This is a genomic window from Cupriavidus oxalaticus, from assembly GCF_004768545.1.
GTDB classification, from domain to species: domain Bacteria; phylum Pseudomonadota; class Gammaproteobacteria; order Burkholderiales; family Burkholderiaceae; genus Cupriavidus; species Cupriavidus oxalaticus_A.
In genome coordinates this window covers 3187501-3212169 of record NZ_CP038635.1, presented here as the reverse complement: position 1 = coordinate 3212169, position 24669 = coordinate 3187501, and the positions used below count along the sequence as shown (strand labels likewise).

Sequence of the window (24669 nt, the reverse complement as noted above, 5' to 3'; positions counted from 1 at the left end):
AGAAAACAAAAAACCCGCGAAATCGCGGGTTTTTTGGCGTCGGGGGCTGGCTCAGACGTTGAACAGGAAGTTCAGCACATCCCCATCCTTCACCACGTATTCCTTGCCTTCCGCCCGCATCTTGCCGGCTTCCTTGGCGCCGGTCTCGCCCTTGAACGAGATGTAGTCGTCGAAGGCAATGGTCTGCGCACGGATAAAGCCGCGTTCGAAGTCAGTATGGATCACGCCGGCCGCCTTGGGCGCCGTGTCGCCGACATGGATGGTCCAGGCGCGCACTTCCTTCACGCCGGCAGTGAAGTAGGTCTGCAGGCCAAGCAGCTTGAAGCCGGCGCGGATCACGCGGTCCAGGCCCGGCTCTTCCATGCCCAGGTCGGCCAGGAATTCGGCCTTGTCGGCGTCGTCCAGGTCGGCGATCTCGGCTTCGATGGCGGCGCACACGGCTACCACCGGCGAATTGGTCTGCTTGGCGTACTCGCGCACCGCGTCCAGGTGCGGGTTGTTCTCGAAGCCGTCTTCACGCACGTTGGCGACATACATGGTCGGCTTGGCGGTGATCAGGCAGAATGGACGGATGGCGTCCCATTCTTCCGGGGCCAGGTCGAGGGTGCGCACGGCCTTGGCCTGGTCGAGCACGGCTTGCGCCTTTTCCAGCACGGCGACCAGGCGCTGCGCTTCCTTGTCGCCGGCGCGGGCCGGCTTGATATAGCGGGCCAGGGCCTTTTCCACGGTGGCCAGGTCGGCCAGTGCGAGTTCGGTGTTGATGACCTCGATGTCCGACAGCGGATCGACCTTGCCGGCCACGTGGATCACGTTGTCGTCTTCGAAGCAGCGCACCACGTGGGTGATGGCATCGGTTTCGCGGATATTGGCCAGGAACTGGTTGCCCAGGCCTTCACCCTTGGAAGCGCCCGCGACCAGGCCGGCGATGTCGACGAACTCGACCGTGGCCGGCAGGATGCGCTCAGGCCTGACGATCTCGGCCAGGCTGGCGAGCCTCGGATCCGGCACTTCGACCACGCCCACATTGGGCTCGATCGTGCAGAACGGATAGTTTTCGGCGGCGATGCCGGCCTTGGTCAGGGCATTGAACAGCGTGGACTTGCCGACGTTGGGCAGGCCGACGATGCCGCATTTGAGGCTCATGGTCTTGTCTTAGAAATCAAGGGTTTGCAGGATGCGGTCCGGTGCCGGGCGGGCTGGCGACGGGCGCCTGGCGGGGCCAGTGGCGGGACTGCATCGGACGAGACAAACACGTCACATCGAGCGCGGGCTCGACGGCTATACGGGGTCTGCCACGGAAAACGGCAATTGTAACCCTATCGGGCCTCCGGGTTGCTGGCCGGTCGCCGTTCCACCCGCATATAAAACAAGACGGCCAGGAAAGTCTTCCTGGCCGTTGCGTGAGCGCCGCTTCCGCTCAATCGAGGTTCACGACGTTCATGCGCCGTCCGTGAACTGGTCCCGCTTATCCGTCGTCTTGGCGCCGTCCGTAAACATGTCGCGCCTGTCGATTGCCCTTGCACCATCCAGGAATACATCCCGCCGGTCGATTGACCGTGCTCCATCCGAATACACATCGAACTTGGAGACCTTGGCGCCGTCGGTATAAACGTCCCGCGGGCCAGTCGTGCCTCCGAATGCCGATCCCCCTGCAACCGCGATACCAACCGCGGCAATCCAAAGCGCCCTCTTCATTGCTCCACCTCCCTTCAGGTGGTTCGTCCCCGGTCAGAAACAATTCGTTTCAATATAGGCTGTGCGTTTCCGAACTTTGACCCACGCACCGACAGTTTTGTCATATGCCTAATGACCTGAGGAAATAATGACCGGCCGCGCCCGAAGGGCCCCGGAGTGACGTGGCTATAATCCAGCCATGACCCGATCCCACGCGTCCGCGCGCACCGCTGCGCGCAATTCTTCCGCTTTCCAGGTGGCCGTCGTCGGCGGCGGCATCGTCGGCAAGTCCTGTGCCTTGTTGCTGGCCCAGCAGGGCATGGACGTGGCGCTGGTGGCGCCGAAGCCGCCCCGCGGCGTCGGCCGCGCGCCAGCCGAGGATTGGGACAGCCGTATCTATGCCTTCTCCGCCAGCTCGCAGGCGCTGCTGGAGCGGATGCGCGTGTGGGAGGCGCTGGACCCGGCTCGCATCCAGCCGGTGCGCGACATGCGTGTCTTTGGCGACGTCAGCGCCGCCGAGACCTCGCCCAGCCTGGACGGCGACCTGCATTTCTCCGCGTACGCCGCGGCGGTGCCGCAACTGGCGTGGATCATCGAATCCGGCCATGTCGAGCGCGCGCTCGACACCGCGCTAGGCTTCCAGCACCAGGTGACCTGGCATGACGGCACCGCCACCGTATGCGAGCGCGATCCGGAGGGCATTACCCTGACGCTGGACAACGGCAACAAGCTGCGCACGGCGCTGGCGATCGGCGCCGACGGCGCGCGCTCGTGGCTGCGCCAGCAGTGCCATATCGGCGTCAGCACGCGCAAGTACCGCCAGCTTGGCGTGGTCGCCAACTTTGCCTGCGAGCGTCCGCACCACGAGACCGCCTGGCAGTGGTTCCTGGGCGCGCCGGAAAAGCTGATGGCCGACGAAGAGCCTGCCAACGGCGAGGTACTGGCGATGCTGCCGCTGCCGGGCAACCATGTCTCGATGGTCTGGTCGGCAGACGAAGCGCACGCGCGCGACCTGCTCGCGCTGTCGCCCGAGGCGCTTGCCGCCACCGTGATGCAGGGCGCCGCCGGCGCGGTTGGCAGCCAGTTCGGCACGTTGCGCTGCGTGACGCCGGCGCAGGGCTTCCCGCTGGTGCTGCAGCGCGCCGACCAGTTCGTGCAGCCGCACGTGGCGCTGGTCGGCGACGCCGCCCACGTGGTGCACCCGCTGGCGGGGCAGGGCATGAACCTGGGACTGCGCGATGTGGCGGAACTTGGCCGCGTGATGGCCGACAAAGAACCTTTCCGCAGCGAGGGCGACCTGCGCCTGCTGCGCCGCTACGAGCGCGCGCGCGCCACCGACCTGCTGTCGCTGACCGCGGCCACCGACGGGCTGCACCGGCTGTTCTCGCTGCCCGGCGGCGTGGCGCGGGTGGTGCGCAACACCGGCATGCGCGCGGTAGGCGGCCAGCCGCTGCTCAAGCGTTTCCTGATCGGGCGCGCGCTCGGCTGACGCCGCCACCGCGCCCCGAACGATCACCCGATCACCGAACACCCCTGGAGTCCACATGTTCCAATTCCTGCGCCGCCACCCTGTCCGCAGCGCCACCGTCACCGCCGTCGTTGGCGGCCTGGCCGCGGCCGGCTTTGCCCTGCATGCCATGGCGGCGGGTGAACCCGGCACCGACCGCATCAAGGAGTCGCTGCAGAAGGTGCTGGGCGGCCGCGCCGAGGTGAAAAGTGTCAGCAAGACTCCGGTGCCGGGGCTATTCGAGGCCAATATCGGCGGGCAGGTGGTCTACACCGACAGCACCGGCCGCTACATCCTCAACGGCGAGATGATCGACACCCGCACCGGCACCAACCTGACCGAAGAGCGGATGGCCGAGATCAACCGCATCAAGTGGTCGGACCTGCCGCTGGCGCGCGCGATCAAGTGGACCAAGGGCGATGGCAGCCGCCAGATCGCGGTGTTCTCCGACCCGAACTGCGGCTACTGCAAGCGCATCGAGCAGACCTTCCAGCAGATGGACAACATCACCGTGTACACCTTCCTGTACCCGGTGCTGTCGCCCGACTCGGAAACCAAGGCCAAGCAGGTCTGGTGCGCGGCCGACCGCACCAAGGCGTGGCGCGACTGGATGCTCAAGCAGGTCGCGCTGACCGGCAACGGCAGCTGCCAGACGCCGTTGCAGGAAAACCTGGCGCTGGGCCATAGCATGAACGTGACCGGCACGCCGGCAGTGTTCTTCATGGATGGCACCCGTATCCCGGGCGCGGCCGACGTGGCCACGCTGGAGAAGAAGCTCGCCAGCATCAAGAAATAAGCGCGCGCCGGCCCCGTCCCGGCTTGATCGACGGCCGGACTTGTCCGGCCGTTCTGCTTTCCGCATTCCCCTCATTCCCAAGCGATCGCCGCCAGGCGACTAGGAGACACCATGACGTTCCAGGCATTGCTGCTGACCCAGGCCGACGGCGCCACCCAGGCCAATCTGGCCACGCTAGACGAAGCGCAGTTGCCCGCCGATGGCGACGTGCTGGTCGCCGTGGACTACTCCACCATCAACTTCAAGGACGGCCTGGCGATCACGGGCCGCTCGCCGGTGGTGCGCAAGTGGCCGATGGTGGCGGGCATCGACGGCGCCGGCACGGTGCTGGAATCGTCCAGCGCGCGCTGGCAGGCCGGCGACAAGGTGGTGCTGAACGGCTACGGCGTGGGCGAGACCCACTGGGGCTGCCTGGCGCAGCGCGCGCGGCTGAAGGGTGACTGGCTGGTGCGCCTGCCCGATGCCTTCACCACGCGCCAGGCCATGGCGATCGGCACCGCCGGCTATACCGCGATGCTGTCGGTGCTGGCGCTGGAGCGCGGCGGCGTCAACGGCCCGGTGCAGCCCGGCGATGGCGAGGTGCTGGTGACCGGCGCTTCCGGCGGCGTGGGCTCGGTCGCGATCGCGGTGCTGAGCAAGCTGGGCTACAAGGTGGTGGCGTCGACCGGCAAGACCAATGAAGCCGACTTCCTGAAGGCGCTGGGCGCTGCCGATGTCATCGACCGCGCCGAGCTTGGCGCGCCCGGCAAGCCGCTGCAGAAGGAGCGCTGGGCCGCGGTGGTGGATTCGGTCGGCTCGCATACCCTGGTCAACGCGTGCGCGCAGGTGCACTACGGCGGCGTGGTGACGGCGTGCGGGCTGGCGCAGGGGATGGACTTCCCGGCATCGGTGGCGCCGTTCATCCTGCGCGGCGTTACGCTGCACGGCATCGACAGCGTGATGGCGGCCATGCCGCTGCGCGAGCGCGCGTGGCAGCGGCTGGCGAGCGACCTGGAGCCGGATCGCCTGAACGCGATCACGCGCGAGATCGGGCTGGCCGAGGCGATCGACGCCGGCCGCAGGATCGTGGAAGGCGGCATGCGCGGCCGCGTGGTGGTCGACGTCAATCGTGCCTGAGCGGCGACCGGCTGCTTCACCAGCGTCGGCGAGGCCAGCGGTGCGCCGACGTTACAATCCTGCCCATGACGCCGATCCGCTACGCCATCGCCCCGCTTGCGCCTGAGGCGCACCTGTTTGCCGTCACCGTCACGGTGAGCGAGCCCGATCCCGCCGGCCAGCGCTTCACGCTGCCCGCGTGGATCCCGGGCAGCTACATGATCCGCGACTTCGCCCGCCATATCGTGCGCATCCGTGCCGATGCCGGCGGCCGCGAAGTCCCGCTGACCAAGCTCGACAAGCAGAGCTGGCAGGCCGCGCCGGTGAGCCTGTCGGACGGCCCGCTGATGCTGAGCTACGAAGTCTATGCCTGGGACCTGTCGGTGCGCGCCGCGCACCTGGACGCCACCCATGGCTTCTTCAACGGCAGCTCGGTGTTCCTGTGCGTCGAAGGCCAGGCCGAGCGGCCATGCACCGTCGATATCCACGCGCCCGAAGGCGAGGCCTACCGCGGCTGGCGTGTCGCCACCGCGATGCCGGAAGCGCCGGGCCGCGACGGCGCGAAGCGCTACGGCTTCGGCCGCTACCAGGTTGCCGACTACGACGAACTGGTCGACCACCCTGTCGAGATGGGCAACTTCCAGCTCGCCAGCTTCCGTGCCTGTGGCGCGCAGCACGACGTGGTCTTCACCGGCCGCGTGCCCAACCTCGACCTCGAGCGCGTCTGCCGCGACCTCAAGCGCATCTGCGAAAACCAGATCCGCCTGTTCGAACCCCGCAGCGCCGAGGCGCCGTTCCTGGACAGCAACCGCCGCTACGTCTTCATGACGATGGTCACCACCGACGGCTACGGCGGCCTCGAGCACCGCGCCAGCACCGCGCTGATGTGCGCGCGCAATGACCTGCCGGTGCGCGGCGACAGCGACACCAGCGAGGGCTATCGCACCTTCCTGGGCCTGTGCAGCCACGAGTATTTCCACACCTGGAACGTCAAGCGCATCAAGCCCGCCGCGTTCGTGCCGTACCGGCTGGCCGACGAAGCCTACACGCCGCTGCTGTGGCTGTTCGAGGGCTTCACCAGCTACTACGACGACCTGGTGCTGGTGCGCTCGGGCTGCGTGACCGAGGCGCAGTACGTCGAGATGCTGGGCAAGACCTGGAACGGCGTGCTGCGCGGCAACGGCCGCACCAAGCAGAGCGTGGCCGAAAGCTCGTTCGATGCCTGGACCAAGTACTACCGCCAGGACGAGAACGCGCCCAACGCCATCGTCAGCTACTACACCAAGGGGTCGCTGGTGGCGCTGGCGCTGGACCTGACCATCCGCGCCAAGTCGCGCGGACGGCGCTCGCTCGACGACGTCATGCGCGCGCTGTGGCGCCGCTACGGGCGCGGCTTCTATGCGCCCGGCGCGATGCAGCGCGGCGTGACCGAGCCGGAGGTGTATGCGCTGTTCGACGATGTGACCGGCCTGAAGCTGGGCAGCCTGCTGCGCTCGCTGACCGAAGGCACCGGCGAACTGCCGCTGGCGGCGCTGTTCAGGGACTTCGGCGTCAAGGCCGAGGCGCAGAAGCCGTCGCGCACCGCGGCGCTGGGCATCAAGGTCAAGACTGACGACGGCTGGGTACGCGTCACGCAGGTGCTGGACGGCGGCGCGGCGCAGGCCGCGGGCCTGTCGGCCGGCGACCTGCTGGTGGCCATCGACGGCCTGCGCGTGGGGCCCGGCCAGGTCGACAAGCTGCTGGGACGCTACCGCACCGGCGACCGCATCGACCTGCACGCCTTCCGCCGCGACGAGCTGCAGGTGCTGCCGGTCACGCTGGCGCGCGAGCCCGCGGCGCAGTTCAAGGTCAAGCTGGCGGACGGCCGGCATGCGGCGCGCTCGCGCTGGCTGGGCCAGTGACGTAGCGCAGCGATCCCCCACAACCCAGCCACCGCCCCGGCCGCATCGCCGTATGCAATACGCGCACGACCCCCGCACCTTCCTGTATTCGCACTACGTATATCGGGGGCTGCGCTCGGCCACCGGGGTGATCGGCGCCACGCTGATCGCGCTGCATTTCTCCGACCTGCCCACCGCGATGGTGGTGTCGATGGGCGCGCTGTGCACCAGCCTGATGGACCTGCCCAGCCCGCTGAACCACAAATTCAACGAGATGCTGGCGAGCGTGCTGCTGTGCAGCGCGGTGACGCTGGTGGTGGCGCTGACCACGCCGTTCCCGCGGGTGATGCCGTTCGTGCTGGTGCTGGTGACGTTCCTCGCCGCCATGATGACGGTGTACGGCAACAAGACCTTGCCGCTGCAATTCGCCGCGCTGTTCGTGATGACGCTCACGATCAACGAGGACTTCGTGGTCGAGCGCGCGCTGGTCCATGCGGCGCAGTTCAGCGCCGGCGCGGTGGCCTACCTCGGCTACGCGATGCTGGTGAGCTGGCTGACCGAGCGGCGCACCAGGCAACAGGTACTGGCCGAGTCGCTGTACGAGCTGGCCGGCTACCTCGAGATCAAGGCCGGCTTCTACGACGCCGGCAATGACTACGATGCCCAGTTCAACCAGCTGGTGCGCCAGCAGATCGTGGTGGCCGAGCGCCAGCAGGCCGCGCGCGACCTGGTGCTGCGCGGCAACCGCACGCCGCATGACGGGCTGCTGGTGCAGGTGCACCTGCGCATGCTCGACCTGTACGAGTACGTGCTGTCCACCAACACCGACTACCCGCTGCTGCGCCAGACCTTCGGCGGCACGCCGGTGCTGGACCACCTGCGCGGGCTGGTAGTGCTGATGTGCAAGGACGTGGAAGAGATCGCCTACGAGGTCACGCGCGGGCGCGGCTCTTACGCGACGGTGGAATACCGCGAAGGCCTGCGCGCGGTCGAGGCCGAGATCGCGCAGCTGCGCCACCACCACATCAAGCCCGCGGCGATGACGGCGCTGGCCGAGACGCTGGACATGATCCGCGGCGCGATCACGCTGATCGGGCAGCTGCACGAGGCCTCGCGCACGCCGGTGGAGCCGGCCAAGGTGCTGCCGGGCAGCGACATGACGCCGTTCCTGACGCGCCAGAAGTACGAGCTGGGCGTGCTGCGCGAAAACCTGCACTGGCGCTCGCCGGCGTTCCGCTTTGCGCTGCGCATGTCGATGGCGGTGGCGCTGGGGCTGTGGATCACCAACCACCTGCCGTACGCCTCGCACAGCTACTGGATCCTGCTGACCATCATCGTCATCCTGAAGCCGAACTTCAGCATGACCAAGCAGCGCTACAACGACCGCGTGATCGGCACGCTGATCGGCTGCGTGGTGGCGGTGGGGATCCTGAAGGTGGTGGACGAGCCGCTGATACTGCTGGGCGTGCTGTTTCTGGCGCTGGTGGCCAGCGCCGCGTTCGTGACCATCAAGTACCGCTATACCGCGATCGCGGCCTGCATCCAGGTGCTCATCCAGATCAACCTGCTGATGCCGGGCAGCCCGACGGTGGCGGGTGAGCGGCTGGTCGATACGGTGATCGGCGGCATCATCGCCTCGTTGTTCAGCTTCGTGCTGCCGAGCTGGGAATACCGCGCCATCCCCAAGCTGGTGGAGAACGTGCTGCAGGCCAACCGCCGCTATATCGCCGCAACGCGCGACCTGCTGCTGCGCCGGGCCAAGGACGACTTTGCCTATCGCGTGCAGCGCAAGCAGTTCATGGACAACCTGTCGGCGCTGATCTCTTCGTTCCAGCGCATGCTGGACGAGCCCAGGAGCCGGCATCGCGCGGTCGACAACCTGAACCGCTTTATCGTGCAGAACTACCTGGTGGCGGCGCACGTGGCGGCGGCGCGGATCCAGGTGCGGCAGCACTACGATGAGCTGGATATTCCCGCGGCCGAGGCGGCCATCGAGCAGGCTACCGAAGCGGCGCGCAACAGCCTGCAGCTGGCCAGCGAGCGGCTGCATGCCGACGAGCGTGGCGGCGGGCGCGGCGCGGGCTTTATCCGCCGCGAACGCGCGCCTGTGTTGGCCGAAGCGCAGGCGCCGCTGGCGGTAGCGGCAGGGCCGGTCGTGGCCGATGTCGCTGAAGCCGAGGAGGATGCGGCGGCCGAGCGCCGCGCGCGGCTGGCGGACTCGGCGGACAAGCGCCGCACCGATACGCTGGTACAGGCTGCCGCTCTGGGCGAGTCTAGCGAGCAGGCCGGGCCGGCGTCCAGCTCCACTGGCCGTCCCGCCAACGCAGTGCTGGAGCGCCGGCTGCGCGCGCTGCGCGAGGACGCGGCCAAGATCGCGCTGCGTACCGGGGCGATCGGGCGGGCGATGCGGGCGCGTTCTTAATCACGCGTTCGAGTCCCGATGGGTTTTCTCCCCTCTCCCGCTTGCGGGAGGGGAGAAAATCTGTCGCGGCGTTAAAGGCCGTGCCCCTCCGGCATCTCATCCTCAGGCAACGTCAGCATCCCGCTGTTATAGCTGTACTCAAAGATCTCCCCATACCGCCCCCCAGCGCCGGCACCAGCACCTTCTCGGCGGTGCGGCTCTTGGACGCCAGTGCCGCGAACGCCAGCGAGAACAGCAGCGACGCCGCCAGTGCCGCCAGCATGCGGATGCTGGTGCGCATCAGGTAGTAGGGCAGGGTAGGCCACGTCCAGGTGCACCGCCAGCTGCTGGTCGGGGTGGAACGGGGCATTCATCTGCTGCGCAGCGAACGCGATCATCAGGATCACGGCCAGGATGATCGGACTTACTGGCGCATGCAGCCGGCTTCACCCGGGCGGCGCGCATCCCTTTGTAACGCCCGGCATGGCGGTCTAGTTTACTTGGTGTCGATCACAGAACGCGCACGCCTCGCGTGCGCTCACGGGGAAACGGCCATGAAGAAGGCAACCTGGCGCCTGGTCGCGCATGGGCGCGTGCAGGGCGTCGGCTATCGCGCCGCCTGCGCCGACGCCGCGGATGAACTCGGGCTGGGCGGCTGGGTGCGCAACCGGGTCGACGGCACCGTCGAGGTGATGGCGCACGGCACCGTCAAGCAGCTGGAAGCGCTGCAGGCGTGGATGGAAACGGGCCCGCCGGCGGCGCAAGTGACGTTTGTCGAGGTCGGGCGCGGGGAAGGGGAGTTCGCCGGCTTCGAGTTCCGGCCGACGATCTAGTCGATCAGGCCGCGGTCCAGTCGACCGGCGTGCGGCCGTGCGCTTCGAGCCAGCGGTTGGCTTCGCGGAAGTGGCCGCAGCCGAGAAAGCCGCGATGCGCCGACAGCGGCGAAGGATGCGGCGCTTCGAGCACGCGGTGGCCGTCGCCGAGCAACGGTTTCTTCGCCTGGGCGTGGCTGCCCCACAGCATGAACACCAGGTTCGGGCGGCTTGCCGCCAGCGCGTGGATCAGGCAGTCCGTGACCGCTTCCCAGCCGCGGCGCGCGTGGCTGGCGGCCTGGCCCTGCTCGACCGTCAGCACGGTGTTGAGCAGCAGCACGCCCTGGCGTGCCCAGCCTTCCAGGTTGCCCGAGGTGCGCGGCGGGGTGCTATCCACGCCGAACTCGGCGGCGATTTCCTTGAAGATGTTGCGCAGGCTGGGCGGCACCTTGATGCCTTCCTGCACTGAGAAGGCCAGGCCGTGCGCCTGCGGCAGCTCCACGCCGCCGACGGTGCCGGTGCCGTGGTATGGATCCTGGCCCAGGATCACCACCTTGACCGCATCCGGCGGCGTCAGGTGCAGCGCGTGGAAGACGTGGTGCGGGAACACCGGTTTGCCGGCGGCGCGTTCACCATCGACAAAGGCGGCCAGCTCCTGCCATGCCGGCACGGTGATGCAGGGCGCCAGCAGCGCGCGCCACGCGGCGGGGAGGGCATCGGCCTGGGCCTGCAGGCTGGCGGCGGGGGAGGGCTCGCCGGGGGCACAGGGCGCTTCGGCGGCGAAGAGATCGGCTTGCATGCGTAAGGAATGCCTGGCGGGGAAAACCGCGATTATGACGCCTTGCCTTCGGCGATTCCCGCGAGGCGGTAGCCGCGCGCGGCTTTGCTGAGATCGGAAGGCGCCAGCGTGGCCACGGCGCCAAGCTGTGCGGCGAAGGCGCGCAGGGCATCGGCCGCGTGCGCGGCGTCGCCGTCGAGCCATTCCAGTTCGAGTTCCTGGATGCGTTCCTGCGCGGCGCTGGCCGGCGCGGTAATGGTGCCGGTGTCGAGGGCAGCCTCGATACGCGCGCCGTCCTGCGTGACGATCCAGGTGCGGCGGATGAAGTCGGTACGGAACACCGGTGCCAGCTTGCTGACCAGTGGCGCGAGCACGGATTGCGCTTCAGCGGGGAAGGTCTGCAGCTCGATGGCCTCCCCGGCGATTCCGGTTTCCCATTCATGGCGCGTGGCCAAGCCTGCCTGGCTGCTGCCGGCGGTCTTCAGCGTCTGCAGCCATTGCGCGCCCTTGCGGCGCAGGCGCAGCGCGGCGCGGGCCTGCGCCAGGTCGTGTTCGGGCGTGTCGAGGTAGACGTTGAGCAGGGTCGCTTCGCCCTGCGGCTGGCCGTTGGCGTCGAGCCAGGCGGCCAGCGGGGCGAGGGCGGCGTCGGGGACGGCGAGTTTGAGTTCGATTTCCTGGGGCATGGCGAGGATTTAACGGTGGGCAATGGCGATGGCTTCCCAATCACCACCAGCCGGTCCCCTCTCCCGCTTGCGGGAGAGGGGAGCAAACAAGCGGTAGGTCTTTACCCTCAGCCAAACAACCGCGCCAGCTCCACCCCCGGATCCGGCGCCCGCATGAACGCCTCGCCCACCAGGAACGCATGCACATTGGCATCGCGCATGCGCTTCACATCCGCCTGGCCGAGGATGCCCGATTCGGTCACCACCAGCTTGTCAGCCGAAATATGCGGCAGCAGGCCCAGCGTATTGTCCAGCGACACCTCGAACGTGCGCAGGTTGCGGTTATTCACGCCCAGCAGCGGCGTCTTCAGCCGCAGCGCGGCGTCGAGCTCATCGTCGCCGTGCACTTCCACCAGCACGTCCATGCCGAGTTCCAGCGCACAGGCTTCCAGCTCGGCCATCAGGCCATGGTCCAGCGCGGCGACGATCAGCAGGATGCAGTCGGCGCCCCAGGTGCGGGCCTCGTAGACCTGGTACAGGTCGACCATGAAGTCCTTGCGCAGCGCAGGCAGCGGGCACGCGCCGCGCGCGCGCTTCAGGTAATCGGCATGGCCCTGGAAGAAATTCACGTCGGTCAGCACCGACAGGCAGGCCGCGCCGTGGGTGGCATAGCTCTCGGCGATGGCTTCGGGCACGAAGTTCTCGCGCAGCACGCCCTTGGACGGCGAGGCCTTCTTCACCTCCGCGATCACGCCGGCATGGCCAGCCGCGATCTTTTCGCGCAGCGCGCGCTCGAAACCGCGCGGTGCCAGGCCGGGCTCGGTGCGCAGGCTCTCGGCCTCGGCGCGCAGGCTGGGCAGGTCGCGCTTCTTGCGCGCGGCGGCCACTTCATCGGCCTTCACGGCCAGGATTTTGTCCAGGATATCTGACATATCAGCGCCTCTTATTTGAATTGCTGCGTGGCGCGCACGAACTGGTCGAGCTTCTCGCGCGCAGCGCCGCTGGCGATGGCCTCGCGCGCGCGGCGGATGCCGTCCTCGATCGAGTCGGCCACATTGGCGGCGTACAGCGCGGTGCCGGCGTTCAGCGACACGATCTCGCGCGGCGTGCCGGGCACGTCGGACAGCGCTTCCAGCAACATCTCCTTCGATTCCCCCGCATCGGCCACCTTCAGGCCGCGGTTGGAGACCATCGACAGGCCGAAGTCTTCCGGGTGGATCTCGTACTCGCGCACCTCGCCGTCCTTCAGCTCGCCGACCAGCGTGGCGGCACCGAGCGACACCTCGTCCATGCCATCCTTGCCGTAGACGACAATCGCGTGCTTTGCGCCCAGGCGCTGCATCACGCGCACCTGGATGCCGACCAGGTCGGGGTGGAACACGCCCATCAGGATATTGGGCGCATCGGCCGGGTTGGTCAGCGGGCCCAGGATATTGAAGATGGTGCGCACGCCCATTTCCTTGCGTATCGGCGCGACGTTCTTCATCGCCGGATGGTGCGTAGGGGCGAACATGAAGCCGATGCCGGTCTGCTCGATGCACTGGCCGACCTGCTCGGGCGTGAGCATGATGTTGACGCCGAGCGCCTCCAGCACGTCGGCGCTGCCCGACTTGGAGCTGACGCCACGGTTGCCGTGCTTGGCGATCTTCGCACCCGCCGCGGCGGCGACGAACATCGAAGCAGTCGAGATATTGAACGTATGCGAGCCATCGCCGCCGGTGCCGACGATATCGACGAAATTCTCGCGGTCTTTCACCGGCACCTTGTTGGCGAACTCGCGCATCACCTGCGCGGCGGCGGAGATCTCGCCGATGGTTTCCTTCTTCACGCGCAGGCCGGTCAGGATGGCGGCGGCCATCACCGGCGAGATCTGCGCCTGCATGATCTGCCGCATCAGGTGCAGCATCTCGTCATGGAAGATTTCGCGGTGCTCGATGCAGCGCGTCAGGGCTTCTTGCGGCGTGATCATGGCGTTCTCGTTGACAGTCTGGATGGCATGTTGGGTGCTGGAAGGCGCGGCGTCGAGCAGTCTCATCGCGGCGCCTTGACGAAGTTGGCCAGCATCGCATGGCCATGCTCGGACAGGATCGACTCGGGATGGAACTGCACGCCTTCGATGGCGAGCGCCTTGTGGCGCACGCCCATGATTTCGCCGTCCGGGGTCCAGGCGGTGATCTCCAGGCAATCGGGCAGGGTCTCGCGCTCGATTGCCAGTGAATGATAGCGCGTCACGTCGAAGTGCTTGGGCAGGCCGCTGAACACGCCTTGCTGCGTGGTCTCGATGGTGCTGACCTTGCCGTGCATCACCTGCTTGGCGCGGATCACCTTGCCGCCGAACGCCTCGCCGATAGCCTGGTGGCCCAGGCACACGCCCAGCATCGGCACCTTGCCGGCAAAATGCTGCAGCGCCGCCACCGAGATACCGGCTTCCTTGGGGCTGCACGGGCCGGGCGAGACGCAGATATGGTCGGGCTTCATCGCCTCGATCTCTTCGATGGTGATCTCGTCGTTGCGGTAGGTGTGCACCTCCACCCCCAGTTCGCCAAAGTATTGGACCAGGTTGTAGGTGAACGAATCGTAGTTGTCGATCATCAGCAGCATGGCGTCTGTCTCCTGTTCTCTCAGATATCGGAGTCCAGGCCATCCTGGACCTGCTCGGCGGCGCGGATCACGGCGCGCGCCTTGGCTTCGGTTTCCCTCCATTCGGCCTCGGGGTCCGAATCGGCAACGATGCCGGCGGCGGCCTGCACGTAGAGATTGCCGTCCTTGATGATGCCGGTGCGGATGGCAATGGCCAGGTCCATCTCGCCGCCGAACGACAGGTAGCCCACCGCGCCGCCGTAGATGCCGCGCTTGCGCGGCTCCAGCTCGTCGATGATTTCCATCGCATGCACCTTGGGCGCGCCCGACAGCGTGCCGGCGGGAAAGGTCGCGCGCAGCACGTCGAGGTTGCTCATGCCTTCGCGCAGCGTGCCTTCGACCGAGCTGACGATATGCTGCACGTGCGAGTACTTCTCGATCACCATCTTGTCGGTGACCTTGACCGAGCCGGTCTGGGCGATGCGGCCGATATCGTTGCGCGCCAGGTCGATCAGCATCACGTGCTCGGCGATTTCCTTGGGATCGTTGAGCAGCTCGGTGGCAAGCTGGGCGTCCTTTTCCGGCGTATTGCCGCGCGGGCGGGTGCCGGCCAGCGGGCGGATGGTGACGATGTGTTCGCTGCGGGTGTCGCCGCCGTTGTCGCCATTGGTGCCGACCTTGCGTTCCTCCTGGCGCACCAGGATTTCCGGCGACGCGCCCACCACCTGGAAGTCGCCGAAGTTGTAGAAATACATGTACGGCGACGGGTTCAGCGAACGCAGAGCGCGGTACAGCGACAGCGGCGAGTCGCGGTAGGGCTTCATCAGCCGCTGGCCGATCTGCACCTGCATCATGTCGCCGGCCATGATGTATTCCTTGGCCTTGTGCACGGCGTTCAGGTAGTCCGCCTTGGCGAATTCGCGGTAGACCTCGGTCTGCACCGACGGGCTGGTTACCGGCACGTCCACCGGCTGGCGCAGCTTCATGCGCAGCTCGCGCAGGCGCTGGCGGGCGCGGGGATAGGCTTCGGGCGTGGTCGGGTCGGCGTAGACGATCAGGTAGAGCTTGCCCGACAGGTTGTCGATCACGGCCAGCTCTTCGCACAGCAGCAGCTGGATATCGGGCAGGTTCAGGTCGTCGGGCTTCTGCGTGCTGGCGAGTTTCTTCTCGATATAGCGCACCGCGTCGTAGCCGAAGTAGCCGGCCAGGCCGCCGCAGAAGCGGGGCAGGCCCGGGCGCAGCGCGACCTTGAAGCGGCCTTCAAACTCGGCGATGAAGTCGAGCGGATTGCCTTCGTGCGTTTCCACCACCTTGCCGTCGGTCACCACCTCGGTGCGGTTGCCGAAGGCGCGCAGCAGCGTGCGCGCATGCAGGCCGATGAAGGAATAGCGCCCGAAGCGCTCGCCGCCGACCACCGACTCCAGCAGGAAGGTGTTGACCCCGCGCGTCTGCGACTGGGCCAGCTTCAGGTACAGCGACAGCGGCGTTTCCAGGTCGGCAAAGGCCTCGGCGATCAGCGGGATGCGGTTGTAGCCCTGGTCGGCCAGCGATTTGAATTCCAGTTCGGTCATGTCGGTCCTCTTGCGGTCCTCTTGTGCGGCGTCGCTGCGCGATGAGGTTGGGCGCGGCGCCGCATTTCGGCAATCAGGCTGGAGCGAATGGATACCCGCCCCGTTTGGCGGGCCGTGGTGCAGGCAAGTTGCGGACAAGACTGCACACGGCCGGGGAAGGGCGTGCGGCGCGTTCTTGAGCTAAACGTAGCAGAGAATTTCCGCTGCGCTGGCTTTTGGCGGGTTTGGGTGGGATGCCCGGCACGGGGTTGGACCCTCAGCCGGTTGTCACGACGCCCTCGGGTAGAGGGCGCGTCAGCAGACTCGCGAACGCACTTTACGCCTGTTGGAAGGCGCGCCAGCGACGCCAGGGCCAAGCCTGCCGATCACTGCCAGAAGAGATGCGTTTGCGGTTGAGAAACATTGAATGTTCAGGGATTTCAGTCGCGATCGACCTGATGATCGACCTTGTTGAGAGCGACCCTATCGATGACCTGCCCGGTGTGCCGCAAACAGCGCTGCGGCGTGGGCAATGGTGTCGACTATACCATCGGCCTCGACGGCTTGTACAGGATTGCCATGGTTGTAGCCATAGGGCACCAGCAGCACGCCCATGCCCGCCGCGCGGGCCGCCTGGGCGTCGTTTTCCGAGTCACCAAGGGCCGCCATCGCCGACGGATCCAGCCGGAACACTTCCGCCACCTTGAGCAGCGGGAACGGGTCGGGCTTGCGCAGCTGGAACGCATCGCCGCCGTAGACCAGCTCGAAATATGCCGCCAGCCCGGTCTTGGCCAGCAGCGGCTCGGTGAAGCCGAAGGGCTTGTTGGTCACGCAGGCCAGCCTCAGGCCGGCTGTCTTCATTGCCGCCAGGCCTTCGCGAACGCCCGGGTAGACCTGCGAGAACTGGCCGTTGATGCGGATGTACTCGCGGTCGTACAGCGCGTAGGCATCGGCAAAGAGGCTGTTGGCGTGCAGCGGCGAGAAGCGCGCGTCGAGCACGCGCCGGATCAGGTTTTCCGAGCCCTTGCCGACGTAGCTGACGATTTCCTGCTCGGACATCGGCGCCACCGGCCCCAGGTTGGGGTGCTGGCGGCCCAGCGCCAGCAGCATGGCGTTGATCGAGGCGTGGAAGTCGCCCGCCGTATCGACCATGGTGCCGTCCAGGTCGACGATCACCCCTTCGATGCCGCTCCAGTCGGTGCGGCGCAGTGCCACGCCCGCAGTCATCGGCCAACCTTCGCCAGTTCGCCGCGCAGCGCCGAGATGATGCCGCGGTAGCCGCCGTCGCCGTCGGGCTTGCCGAACACGGCCGAGCCCGCCACGAACGTGTCTGCGCCGGCCGCGGCGATCTCGGCGATATTGTCGACCTTCACGCCGCCGTCCACTTCCAGCAGGATGGTGCGGCCGGTGCGGGCAGTGTATGCGTCGATACGCTGGCGCACCGCGCGCAGCTTGTTCAGCGTCTCGGGGATGAACGACTGGCCGCCGAAGCCGGGGTTGACCGACATCAGCAGGATCACGTCCAGGCGGTCCATCACGTGGTCCAGGTGGTGCAGCGGGGTGGCGGGGTTGAACACCAGGCCGGCCTGGCAGCCGTTATCGCGGATCAGCGCGAGCGAGCGGTCGACGTGCTCGCTGGCTTCCGGGTGGAAGGTGATGATATTGGCGCCGGCCTTGGCAAAGTCCGGGATGATCCGGTCTACCGGGCGCACCATCAGGTGCACGTCGATGGGGGCGGTCACGTGGGGACGGATCGCCTCGCACACCAGCGGGCCCACGGTCAGGTTGGGCACGTAATGGTTGTCCATCACGTCGAAGTGGATCCAGTCGGCGCCGGCCTCGGTCACGCGGCGGACTTCCTCGCCCAGGCGGGCGAAATCGGCGGACAGGATGGAGGGGGCGATGCGGAAGGTGGGTTGGGTCATTTTGGCGGGCGGTGAATGCAGGGAATGCTGTTATCGCCGCTGCGGCGGGCCGAAGGCGCCGCCGCAGCAGGGGCGGCCGGGGCGCACGGCGGGCGGCGGCAAGGCGTTGAAAGACCGATATTCTACGCCCGCCCGGTGCGATCGCGTCCGGCCGGCACCCTTGCCCGTCCCGCGGCCATCCCGCACAATGCGGCTACCCCATTCCCCTGCCGGCCGATGCTGCCGCCGGCCCTGCCCAAGATGAGCGAATACGCCTTCTCCGTGTCGGTGCGCACCCAGTACCTGCCGGACCAGTCCGATCCCGAGCGCGGGCGCCATGCCTTCGCCTACACCATCACCATCCACAACACTGGCGAGGTGGCGGCGCAGCTGATCTCGCGCCACTGGATCATCACCGACAGCGACAACGGCACGCAGGAAGTCGCCGGCCTGGGCGTGGTGGGCCACCAGCCGCTGCTGAAGCCGGGCGAGCATTTCGAATACACCAGCTGGGCCACCATCTCGACGCCGGTCGGGTCGATGAAGGGCGAATACTTCTGCGTGGCCGAGGACGGCCACCGTTTCGAGGTGCCGATCCCCGAATTCGCGCTGGTGCTGCCGCGCATGCTGCACTGAGCGCGCGCCCAGCCGGAAGCCGGGAAGCCTCGAAGCGGGAACCTACTGGCGCTTCGCGCTGTCCTGTTCCTGCGCCGGCGTTTGCCGGCCCTGCGTGGATTCCTGCGGCTGGCGCGACGGGTGGTCGTCGGGCGCGCGGGTCGGGCGCGGGTTCTTTTTGGCCGTGCCCATGGTCCAGACCACGATAAAGATCAGCAGGAACAGCGCCACGCCGGCCTCGAGGGCGAACAGCAGCATGGGATGGGCTTCGAAGAACTTGCTCATGGCGGATGCGGCGGTGGCGATGACAGATGACAGATGACGGTGGGATTGTAGGGCAACTGCCCGGTGCGATCCCTGCCGGGCCGGCACCGGTCGCGGGACACTGCGCGGGACACTGAACAACAAGCAAGATGGCATACGCGGATTCGCTTTCGATTTCTCTCCCAGGTTTCACTGCGCGCGCTGGCGCCCGTGCCCGCGCCTGGCTGGCGCTCGCCGGCGCCGGCGCGCTGCTGGCCGGCTGCATGAGCGGCCCGCCGCCGCGCATCGAGACCGGCCCGTCCGGCAGCACGCCGCCCGCTTCGTCGACCCAGAAAGGCCAGCTGCAGGCCGCCAGCTGGAACGACATCGGCGGCTGGACCCAGGACGACGTGCGCGCAGCCTGGCCCGCGCTGCAGGCCAGCTGCCAGGCGCTGAAGAAGCGCGCCGAGTGGAGCCGAGCCTGCGCCGCCGGCATGATGGTCGACGCCGGTGACCTCAACGCCTTGCGCGCCTATTTCGAGACCAACTTCCAGCCGTTCCGCGTGGTCAACGGCGACGGCACCGACAGCGGGCTGATCACCGGCTACTACGAACCCATCCTGCACGGCTCGCGCACGCGGCAGGGGCGCTTCCAGGTGCCGCTTTACCGCAAGCCGGCGCAGTTCGGCAACCGCCCGCTGCCGGGCCGCGCCGAGCTGCTGCAGAACCCGGCCATGCGCGGCAACGAGCTGGTGTGGGTGGATGACGCGGTCGAGGCCGCCTTCCTGCAGATCCAGGGCTCGGGCCGGATCCGCATGGCGGACGGCACCATGATGCGGGTCGGCTTCGGCGGCACCAACGACCAGCCGTTCCGCTCGTTCGGCAAATGGCTGCTGGACCGCGGCGAGATCACGCCGGCGCAGGCCACCATGCAGGGCATCAAGGCGTGGGCGCGGGCCAACCCGGGGCGCGTCGACGAGATGCTGAACGTCAATCCTCGCTTCGTGTTCTTCCGCGAGCTGCCGCCGAACAATGACGGCCCGGTGGGCGCGCTGGGCGTGCCGCTGACCGCCGAGCGCTCGATCGCGGTGGACCCCGCCACCATTCCGCTGGGCGTGCCGGTGTTCCTGTCGACCACGCGCCCGCTGTCGACCGAACCGATCCAGCGGCTGATGTTTGCGCAGGATACGGGCAGCGCCATCAAGGGCGGCGTGCGCGCCGATTTCTTCTGGGGCGCCGGCGATGCGGCGGGCGAGACGGCGGGGCGGATGAAGCAGGGCGGCCGGATGTGGGTGCTGATGCCGCGTAGCTGAGGCCAGCCGATCAGGCTAATACTGCGAATGTTGTCTCCCCTCTCCCCCAACCGCTCTCCCGCAAGCGGGAGAGGGGAGCAAAGCGGCGGAATTCTTAATGGCCCTGGGCCATCACCGCGGCCGCTGGTCCACGATCCGCTTCGCCTTCCCCACCGAACGCTCGATGCCTCCCTCCGGCAGTACCTCGATGGTGGCGGTCACCCCGATATAAGACTTGATCTCGTGCGCCAGCCGCTCGCGCGCAGACTGCGCACGCGCCAGCTCGCTGCCATGGGCGCATTCCACACGCACCGTCAACGTATCCATATGGCCGTCCTTGCCCAGCACGCACTGGTAGTGCGGCGCCAGTTCGGCCTGCTTCAGGATCAGTTCCTCGATCTGTGACGGGAACACGTTGACGCCGCGCACGATCATCATGTCGTCGGTCCGGCCGGTGACCTTTTCCATGCGGCGGAAGGCCGGCCGCGCCGTACCCGGCAGCAAGCGGGTCAGGTCGCGGGTCCGGTAGCGCACCACCGGCATCGCTTCCTTGGTCAGCGAGGTAAAGACCAGCTCGCCGAATTCGCCATCGGGCAGCACTTCGCCGGTATTCGGGTCGATGATTTCCGGGTAGAAGTGGTCTTCCCAGATGGTCGGGCCGTCCTTGGTTTCGGCGCATTCATTGGCCACGCCCGGGCCCATCACCTCGGACAGCCCGTAGATATCGACCGCGGAAATGCCCATGCGCTTCTCGATCGCCAGCCGCATTTCCGGCGTCCACGGCTCGGCGCCGAAGATGCCCACGCGCAGCGAGCTGGTGGCCGGGTCGACGCCCTGGCGCTCGAACTCGTCGGCGATCGCCAGCATGTAGCTGGGCGTGACCATGATGATCTCGGGCTTGAAGTCCAGGATCAGCTGGACCTGGCGCTCGGTCTGGCCGCCGCCGAACGGGATTGCCGTCAGACCGGCTTTCTCGACGCCGTAGTGCGCGCCCAGCCCGCCGGTGAAGAGGCCGTAGCCATAGCTGATATGTACCTTGTCGCCCCGGCGCGCGCCGGAGGCCCGGATCGAGCGCGCCATCACCGTCGCCCAGTTATCAATGTCCTGGAGCGTGTAGCCGACCACCGTGGGCTTGCCGGTGGTGCCGGACGAAGCATGCACGCGCGCCACGCGGTCCTGCGGCACGGCGAACATGCCGAACGGGTAATTGTCGCGCAGGTCCTGCTTGCTGGTGAACGGAAAGCGCGCCAGGTCGGCCAGCGATTGCAGCTGGTCGGGATGGACGCCGGCCTCGTCGAACTTGCGGCGGTACACCGGCGAATTGGCGTAGGCGTGGTGGAGCGACCATTTCAGCCGCTCCAGCTGCAGGGCCTGCAGCTCGGCGCGGCTGGCGGTCTCGATCGGGTCCAGGGGCAGATCGGTCAGGCGCGTGCTCATGTCGTCTCCTGCACGGGGGGCGGTTATCTTGGTGGCTGCGGTGTTCAGGCGACGGTATCCGGCGGCACGACATGGCCCTTGATATGCGCCGACTTGCCGCGGAACAACGCCACCACCTCGCCGGCGGCGTTGGTCACGCGGATGTCGTAGATGCCGTGGCGGCCCGACAGGGTCTGCTCGATCCCCTCTGCGGTCAGCACGTCGCCGCCGTGCACGGGTTTGAGGAACTCGATGCTGCAGCCGGCTGCCACGGTATTGATGTTATGGCTGTTGCAGGCGAACGCGAAGGTCGAATCGGCCAGCGTGAACATCAGGCCGCCGTGGCAGATGCCGTGGCCGTTCAGGAATTCATTGCGTACCGGCATGGTCAGCCGGGCATAGCCGGGGCGGACCGCTTCAACGGTGATCCCGAGCCAGCGGCTGCAGGTGTCGGCTTCATACATGGCGGCCGCGGCCGCTTCGGCGAGGGCCTGGGGGTCCTTGTGCAACGTGGTCTCCTTGGGGGGCGGGGTGGCGCCGTGCAGGCGCCCTGAAGCGCTTACTTGCCGGTAAATCGGGCGGCGCGCTTTTCCAGGAAGGCATTGACGCCTTCCGCATAGTCCGCCGACTGGCCGAGGTCACGCTGCAGGTCGCGTTCCAGGTCGAGCTGGGTGTCGAGGGTGGCGGTCGCGCTGGCGTACATGGCGCGCTTGATCGAGGCCAGCGCCCGGGTCGGCTGCGCGGCCAGGTGCGTGGCCAGCGCCAGCGCCTGCTCGGGCAGCAGCGGATCGTCCATGGCTTCCCAGATCAGGCCCCATTTCTCGGCTTCCTCGGCGGACAGGCGCTCGCCGGTCATCGCCAGCCCGAGCGCGCGCGCCATGCCGATGCGCTTGGGCAGCAGCCAGGTGCCGCCGGAATCCGGCACCAGCCCGATCTTGACGAAGGCCTGGATAAAGTTGGCCGAGCGCGCGGCCAGCACCATGTCGCAGGCCAGCGCCAGGTTGGCGCCGGCGCCAGCGGCGGTGCCGTTGACTGCGGCTACCACCGGCAATGGCAGCGCCTGCAGCCGGCGGATCAGCGGGTTGAACCAGGTGTCGATCAGTTCGCCGAGGTCGGTCATCCGGCCGGGCGTGAAATCCAGGTCGGCCAGGTCCTGACCGGCGCAGAAGCCGCGCCCGGCGCCGGTCAGCAGCAGCGCCCGCGCGCCGCCGGCCTCGACATGGTCGAGCGCCTGCTGCAGCGCCTTGTGCATCTCGCGGGTGAAGCTGTTGAGCTTGTCGGGGCGGTTCAGCGTGATTACCGCGACGGACCCCTGCCATTGGAGCAGGATGGGGCCGGCATCGAGGCTGACCGGCTGGCCAGCGGGCGTGGACATCGGGGGCATGTTTGTCTCCTGCCTGGTGTTCTTTGCGGTCGGCCCGGGGCTGGCGCCGCTAAAATAAACCGACCAGTCGGTCGGCAAATGGTAGCACTAAATACTGCATGCGTGAGCTATTCGCTCAGCGTAAGGGCGCCGGACCGAGGTGCCTTATTAGTACTAACCCGCGATCGCGTTCCGCAATCGGGATGGCGACCGCAATGCCGGCACCCCGTGTCGCTCTATAATCGCGCTGCCAACAACAATTGCAGCATCGCTGGTGCCCGTTGCGCGCCGGCACGCAAGACTGTTTCACTGATTCCCCCATTTCCGCACTGGATCTCCCTATGAAGAAGTTCGCAGCACTCCTTTTGGCCTCGTCCGTGGCGCTGTTCGCCGCGTGCGGCAAGAACGAATCCGCACCGGCCGCCGGCACGGGCAGCGCCGCCGCCAGCAAGATCATCGTCGGCCTGGATGACAATTTCCCGCCCATGGGCTTCCGCGATACCAATAACGAGCTGGCCGGCTTCGATATCGATATGGCGAAAGAGGCCAGCCGCCGTCTCGGCATGGCCGTCGAATTCAAGCCGATCGACTGGAGCGCCAAGGAAGCCGAACTGAACGGCAAGCGCGTGGACGTGCTGTGGAACGGGCTGACCATCACCGACGAGCGCAAGAAGAACATCAGCTTCACCGCGCCCTATATGACCAACCACCAGATCGTCATCGTCGGCACCAATTCGCCGGTGAAGGCCAAGGCGGACCTGGCCGGCCGCATCGTCGGCGCGCAGGACGGCAGCAGCGCGGTGGACGCCATCAAGAAGGAAGGCCAGGTCTCCGCCAGCCTGAAGGAGCTCAAGACTTTCGGCGACAACGTGACAGCACTGATGGACCTGTCCGCCGGCCGCCTCGACGCGATCGTGGTGGATGAAGTGGTGGGCCGCTACCTGATCAGCAAGCGTGCCGGCGAATACCGCGTGCTCGAAGAGAACTTCGGTACCGAGGAGTACGGCGTCGGCGTCCGCAAGGATGACGCCGATCTGCTCGGCAAGCTCGACAAGACCCTGGCATCGATGAAGCAGGACGGCACCGCCGCCCGCATCGCCACCCAGTGGTTCGGCACCGATATCACCAAGTAATCCAGGCGCCAGCCGGCGCCCTGCGCGGTTCGGGCAGGGTGCCGGCTTCCTTCCGGACTCGGGCGCTGGCCGCGCGACGGCCCGCTGCCTGGAATCCTTCCTCCTTCTGTTCGCGCGAACATGGATTACGTCTTATCTCTACTGGGGCCATTGGCGCAGGGTGCGAAAGTCACGCTCACCCTGTTCGTCATCACGCTCGCCCTGTCGGTGCCGCTGGGGCTGGCGCTGGCGCTCGCGCGCATCTCGTCATGGCCGCTGCTGAGCGGTGCGGTCAATGGCTACATCTGGCTGATGCGCGGTACGCCGCTGATGCTGCAGATGCTGTTTATCTATTTCGCGCTGCCGTTCGTGCCGGTCATCGGCGTGAGGCTGCCCGATTTTCCCGCGGCGGTGGTGGCGTTCGCGCTCAACTACGCCGCGTACTTCGCGGAAATCTTCCGCGCCGGGATCAAGTCCGTCGACCGCGGCCAGTATGAAGCCAGCAAGGCGCTGGGCATGACGTACTTCCAGACCATGCGCCGGGTCGTGCTGCCGCAGATGGTCAGCCGCGTCCTGCCGCCGGTCAGCAATGAAACCATCACGCTGATCAAGGACACGTCGCTGATCTACGTGCTCGCCCTCAACGATATCCTGCGCACCGCGCGCGGCATCGTGCAGCGCGATTTCACGACCACGCCTTTCCTGGTCGCCGCGCTGTTTTATCTGGTGATGACGCTGATTCTGACCTGGTTCTTCCAGAATCTCGAAAAACGCTATGCCAAACATGATGACTAGCCCGAATGGCGCCACCTCTGACCAAGCGCCCGGCATCATGATCGCGGCGCGGGACATCTTCAAGTCGTTCGGATCGCTGCAGGTCCTGCGCGGCGTCTCGCTGACGCTGCGCAAGGGCGATGTCACCGCGGTGATCGGGCCGTCGGGCTCGGGCAAGAGCACCTTGCTGCGCTGCCTGAACCATCTCGAGGTGA

The 24669-nt window shown here is 67.2% G+C and carries 25 protein-coding genes and 1 pseudogene (1 of these 26 only partly in view); 11 read left to right on the top strand and 15 right to left on the bottom strand.

All coding sequences use genetic code 11. The annotated features are described in order from the left end of the window. Positions 1-51 precede the first annotated feature (51 nt). A complete protein-coding gene (gene ychF, locus E0W60_RS25720) occupies positions 52-1143 on the bottom strand; it encodes a redox-regulated ATPase YchF (protein ID WP_133093511.1) in 1092 nt (363 codons plus the stop codon). A gap of 294 nt (positions 1144-1437) precedes the next feature. Continuing rightward, positions 1438-1695 (bottom strand): hypothetical protein, encoded by a 258-nt coding sequence (locus E0W60_RS25715; RefSeq protein ID WP_135705999.1) that lies wholly within the window; start codon positions 1693-1695, stop codon positions 1438-1440. A 178-nt stretch (positions 1696-1873) separates the two neighbouring features. Between E0W60_RS25715 and E0W60_RS25710 the strand changes: the two genes are divergently transcribed. The 5 genes from E0W60_RS25710 (at position 1874) to E0W60_RS25690 (ending at position 9374) form a co-directional block, all read left to right on the top strand. Further along, positions 1874-3163 carry a UbiH/UbiF family hydroxylase gene (locus E0W60_RS25710; RefSeq protein ID WP_135705998.1) on the top strand — a complete coding sequence of 430 codons (1290 nt, stop codon included), beginning with the start codon at positions 1874-1876 and terminating at the stop codon, positions 3161-3163. A gap of 55 nt (positions 3164-3218) precedes the next feature. Then, a complete protein-coding gene (locus E0W60_RS25705; RefSeq protein ID WP_135705997.1) occupies positions 3219-3977 on the top strand; it encodes a DsbC family protein in 759 nt (252 codons plus the stop codon). Between the two features lie 111 nt (positions 3978-4088). Further along, the gene (locus tag E0W60_RS25700) at positions 4089-5093 is read left to right on the top strand and encodes an MDR family oxidoreductase (protein ID WP_135705996.1); all 1005 of its coding nucleotides are present in this window, start codon (positions 4089-4091) and stop codon (positions 5091-5093) included. Positions 5094-5158: 65 nt separating this feature from the next. After that, the gene (locus E0W60_RS25695) at positions 5159-6973 is read left to right on the top strand and encodes a M61 family metallopeptidase (RefSeq protein WP_135705995.1); all 1815 of its coding nucleotides are present in this window, start codon (positions 5159-5161) and stop codon (positions 6971-6973) included. A 52-nt stretch (positions 6974-7025) separates the two neighbouring features. Next, entirely contained in the window at positions 7026-9374 is a 2349-nt protein-coding gene (locus tag E0W60_RS25690) for an FUSC family protein (RefSeq protein ID WP_135705994.1), read from the top strand. 163 nt (positions 9375-9537) lie between these two features. On the opposite strand, the pseudogene E0W60_RS25685 reads toward E0W60_RS25690, so the two are convergent. After that, positions 9538-9778, bottom strand: a pseudogene (locus E0W60_RS25685) (sulfonate ABC transporter permease); the annotation flags it as partial. 129 nt (positions 9779-9907) lie between these two features. Between E0W60_RS25685 and E0W60_RS25680 the strand changes: the two are divergent. Continuing rightward, positions 9908-10186 carry an acylphosphatase gene (locus E0W60_RS25680; protein ID WP_029048328.1) on the top strand — a complete coding sequence of 93 codons (279 nt, stop codon included), beginning with the start codon at positions 9908-9910 and terminating at the stop codon, positions 10184-10186. A 4-nt stretch (positions 10187-10190) separates the two neighbouring features. Here E0W60_RS25680 and E0W60_RS25675 read toward each other — a convergent pair whose 3' ends face one another. The 8 genes from E0W60_RS25675 to rpe all read right to left on the bottom strand — a co-directional run bounded on the left by E0W60_RS25675 (position 10191) and on the right by rpe (position 17660). Continuing rightward, positions 10191-10964, bottom strand: coding sequence for a uracil-DNA glycosylase (locus E0W60_RS25675; RefSeq protein WP_135705993.1), 774 nt, complete (start codon positions 10962-10964; stop codon positions 10191-10193). A gap of 32 nt (positions 10965-10996) precedes the next feature. After that, a complete protein-coding gene (locus E0W60_RS25670) occupies positions 10997-11626 on the bottom strand; it encodes a CYTH domain-containing protein (RefSeq protein WP_135705992.1) in 630 nt (209 codons plus the stop codon). Between the two features lie 107 nt (positions 11627-11733). Then, complete coding sequence (gene trpC, locus E0W60_RS25665; RefSeq protein ID WP_133093521.1) at positions 11734-12537, bottom strand: indole-3-glycerol phosphate synthase TrpC; 804 nt, start codon at positions 12535-12537, stop codon at positions 11734-11736. A gap of 11 nt (positions 12538-12548) precedes the next feature. Further along, on the bottom strand, positions 12549-13574 hold the full coding sequence (gene trpD / locus E0W60_RS25660) for an anthranilate phosphoribosyltransferase (protein WP_133093544.1): 1026 nt from the start codon (positions 13572-13574) through the stop codon (positions 12549-12551). A 62-nt stretch (positions 13575-13636) separates the two neighbouring features. Next, entirely contained in the window at positions 13637-14206 is a 570-nt protein-coding gene (locus E0W60_RS25655; RefSeq protein WP_133093522.1) for an aminodeoxychorismate/anthranilate synthase component II, read from the bottom strand. A 20-nt stretch (positions 14207-14226) separates the two neighbouring features. Further along, positions 14227-15756 (bottom strand): anthranilate synthase component I, encoded by a 1530-nt coding sequence (gene trpE, locus E0W60_RS25650; RefSeq protein ID WP_133093523.1) that lies wholly within the window; start codon positions 15754-15756, stop codon positions 14227-14229. A 462-nt stretch (positions 15757-16218) separates the two neighbouring features. Beyond that, on the bottom strand, positions 16219-16962 hold the full coding sequence (gph, locus tag E0W60_RS25645) for a phosphoglycolate phosphatase (RefSeq protein WP_135705991.1): 744 nt from the start codon (positions 16960-16962) through the stop codon (positions 16219-16221). Beyond that, on the bottom strand, positions 16959-17660 hold the full coding sequence (gene rpe, locus E0W60_RS25640; RefSeq protein ID WP_133093525.1) for a ribulose-phosphate 3-epimerase: 702 nt from the start codon (positions 17658-17660) through the stop codon (positions 16959-16961). Before rpe ends, gph begins: the two co-directional genes overlap by 4 nt. A gap of 240 nt (positions 17661-17900) precedes the next feature. Between rpe and apaG the strand changes: the two genes are divergently transcribed. Further along, positions 17901-18275, top strand: a complete 375-nt coding sequence (apaG, locus tag E0W60_RS25635; protein ID WP_012353991.1) for a Co2+/Mg2+ efflux protein ApaG — start codon at positions 17901-17903, stop codon at positions 18273-18275. Positions 18276-18317: 42 nt separating this feature from the next. Here apaG and E0W60_RS25630 read toward each other — a convergent pair whose 3' ends face one another. Then, positions 18318-18539, bottom strand: a complete 222-nt coding sequence (locus E0W60_RS25630) for a hypothetical protein (RefSeq protein WP_133093526.1) — start codon at positions 18537-18539, stop codon at positions 18318-18320. A gap of 128 nt (positions 18540-18667) precedes the next feature. Here E0W60_RS25630 and mltA point away from each other — a divergent pair, with 128 nt between their 5' ends. Then, positions 18668-19810: a murein transglycosylase A gene (gene mltA, locus E0W60_RS25625; RefSeq protein WP_135705990.1), complete on the top strand. Its 1143-nt coding sequence runs from the start codon at positions 18668-18670 to the stop codon at positions 19808-19810. 111 nt (positions 19811-19921) lie between these two features. Here mltA and paaK read toward each other — a convergent pair whose 3' ends face one another. The 3 genes from paaK to paaG are packed head-to-tail and all read right to left on the bottom strand — an operon-like array spanning position 19922 to position 22589. Beyond that, positions 19922-21226 carry a phenylacetate--CoA ligase PaaK gene (gene paaK / locus E0W60_RS25620; protein ID WP_135705989.1) on the bottom strand — a complete coding sequence of 435 codons (1305 nt, stop codon included), beginning with the start codon at positions 21224-21226 and terminating at the stop codon, positions 19922-19924. A 44-nt stretch (positions 21227-21270) separates the two neighbouring features. Next, the gene (gene paaI, locus E0W60_RS25615) at positions 21271-21714 is read right to left on the bottom strand and encodes a hydroxyphenylacetyl-CoA thioesterase PaaI (RefSeq protein ID WP_133093529.1); all 444 of its coding nucleotides are present in this window, start codon (positions 21712-21714) and stop codon (positions 21271-21273) included. Positions 21715-21764: 50 nt separating this feature from the next. Further along, positions 21765-22589 carry a 2-(1,2-epoxy-1,2-dihydrophenyl)acetyl-CoA isomerase PaaG gene (gene paaG / locus E0W60_RS25610; protein ID WP_133093530.1) on the bottom strand — a complete coding sequence of 275 codons (825 nt, stop codon included), beginning with the start codon at positions 22587-22589 and terminating at the stop codon, positions 21765-21767. A gap of 320 nt (positions 22590-22909) precedes the next feature. Between paaG and E0W60_RS25605 the strand changes: the two genes are divergently transcribed. The 3 genes from E0W60_RS25605 to E0W60_RS25595 form a co-directional block, all read left to right on the top strand. After that, complete coding sequence (locus E0W60_RS25605) at positions 22910-23701, top strand: amino acid ABC transporter substrate-binding protein (protein WP_135705988.1); 792 nt, start codon at positions 22910-22912, stop codon at positions 23699-23701. A gap of 120 nt (positions 23702-23821) precedes the next feature. Beyond that, entirely contained in the window at positions 23822-24475 is a 654-nt protein-coding gene (locus tag E0W60_RS25600) for an amino acid ABC transporter permease (protein ID WP_029048313.1), read from the top strand. Between the two features lie 37 nt (positions 24476-24512). Beyond that, on the top strand, positions 24513-24669 hold the 5' end (the start) of the coding sequence (locus E0W60_RS25595; protein ID WP_135706316.1) for an amino acid ABC transporter ATP-binding protein. 596 nt of this gene lie beyond the right edge of the window; 157 of the gene's 753 nt are visible here — the first part of the coding sequence; it begins with the start codon at positions 24513-24515; its stop codon lies off the right edge, out of view.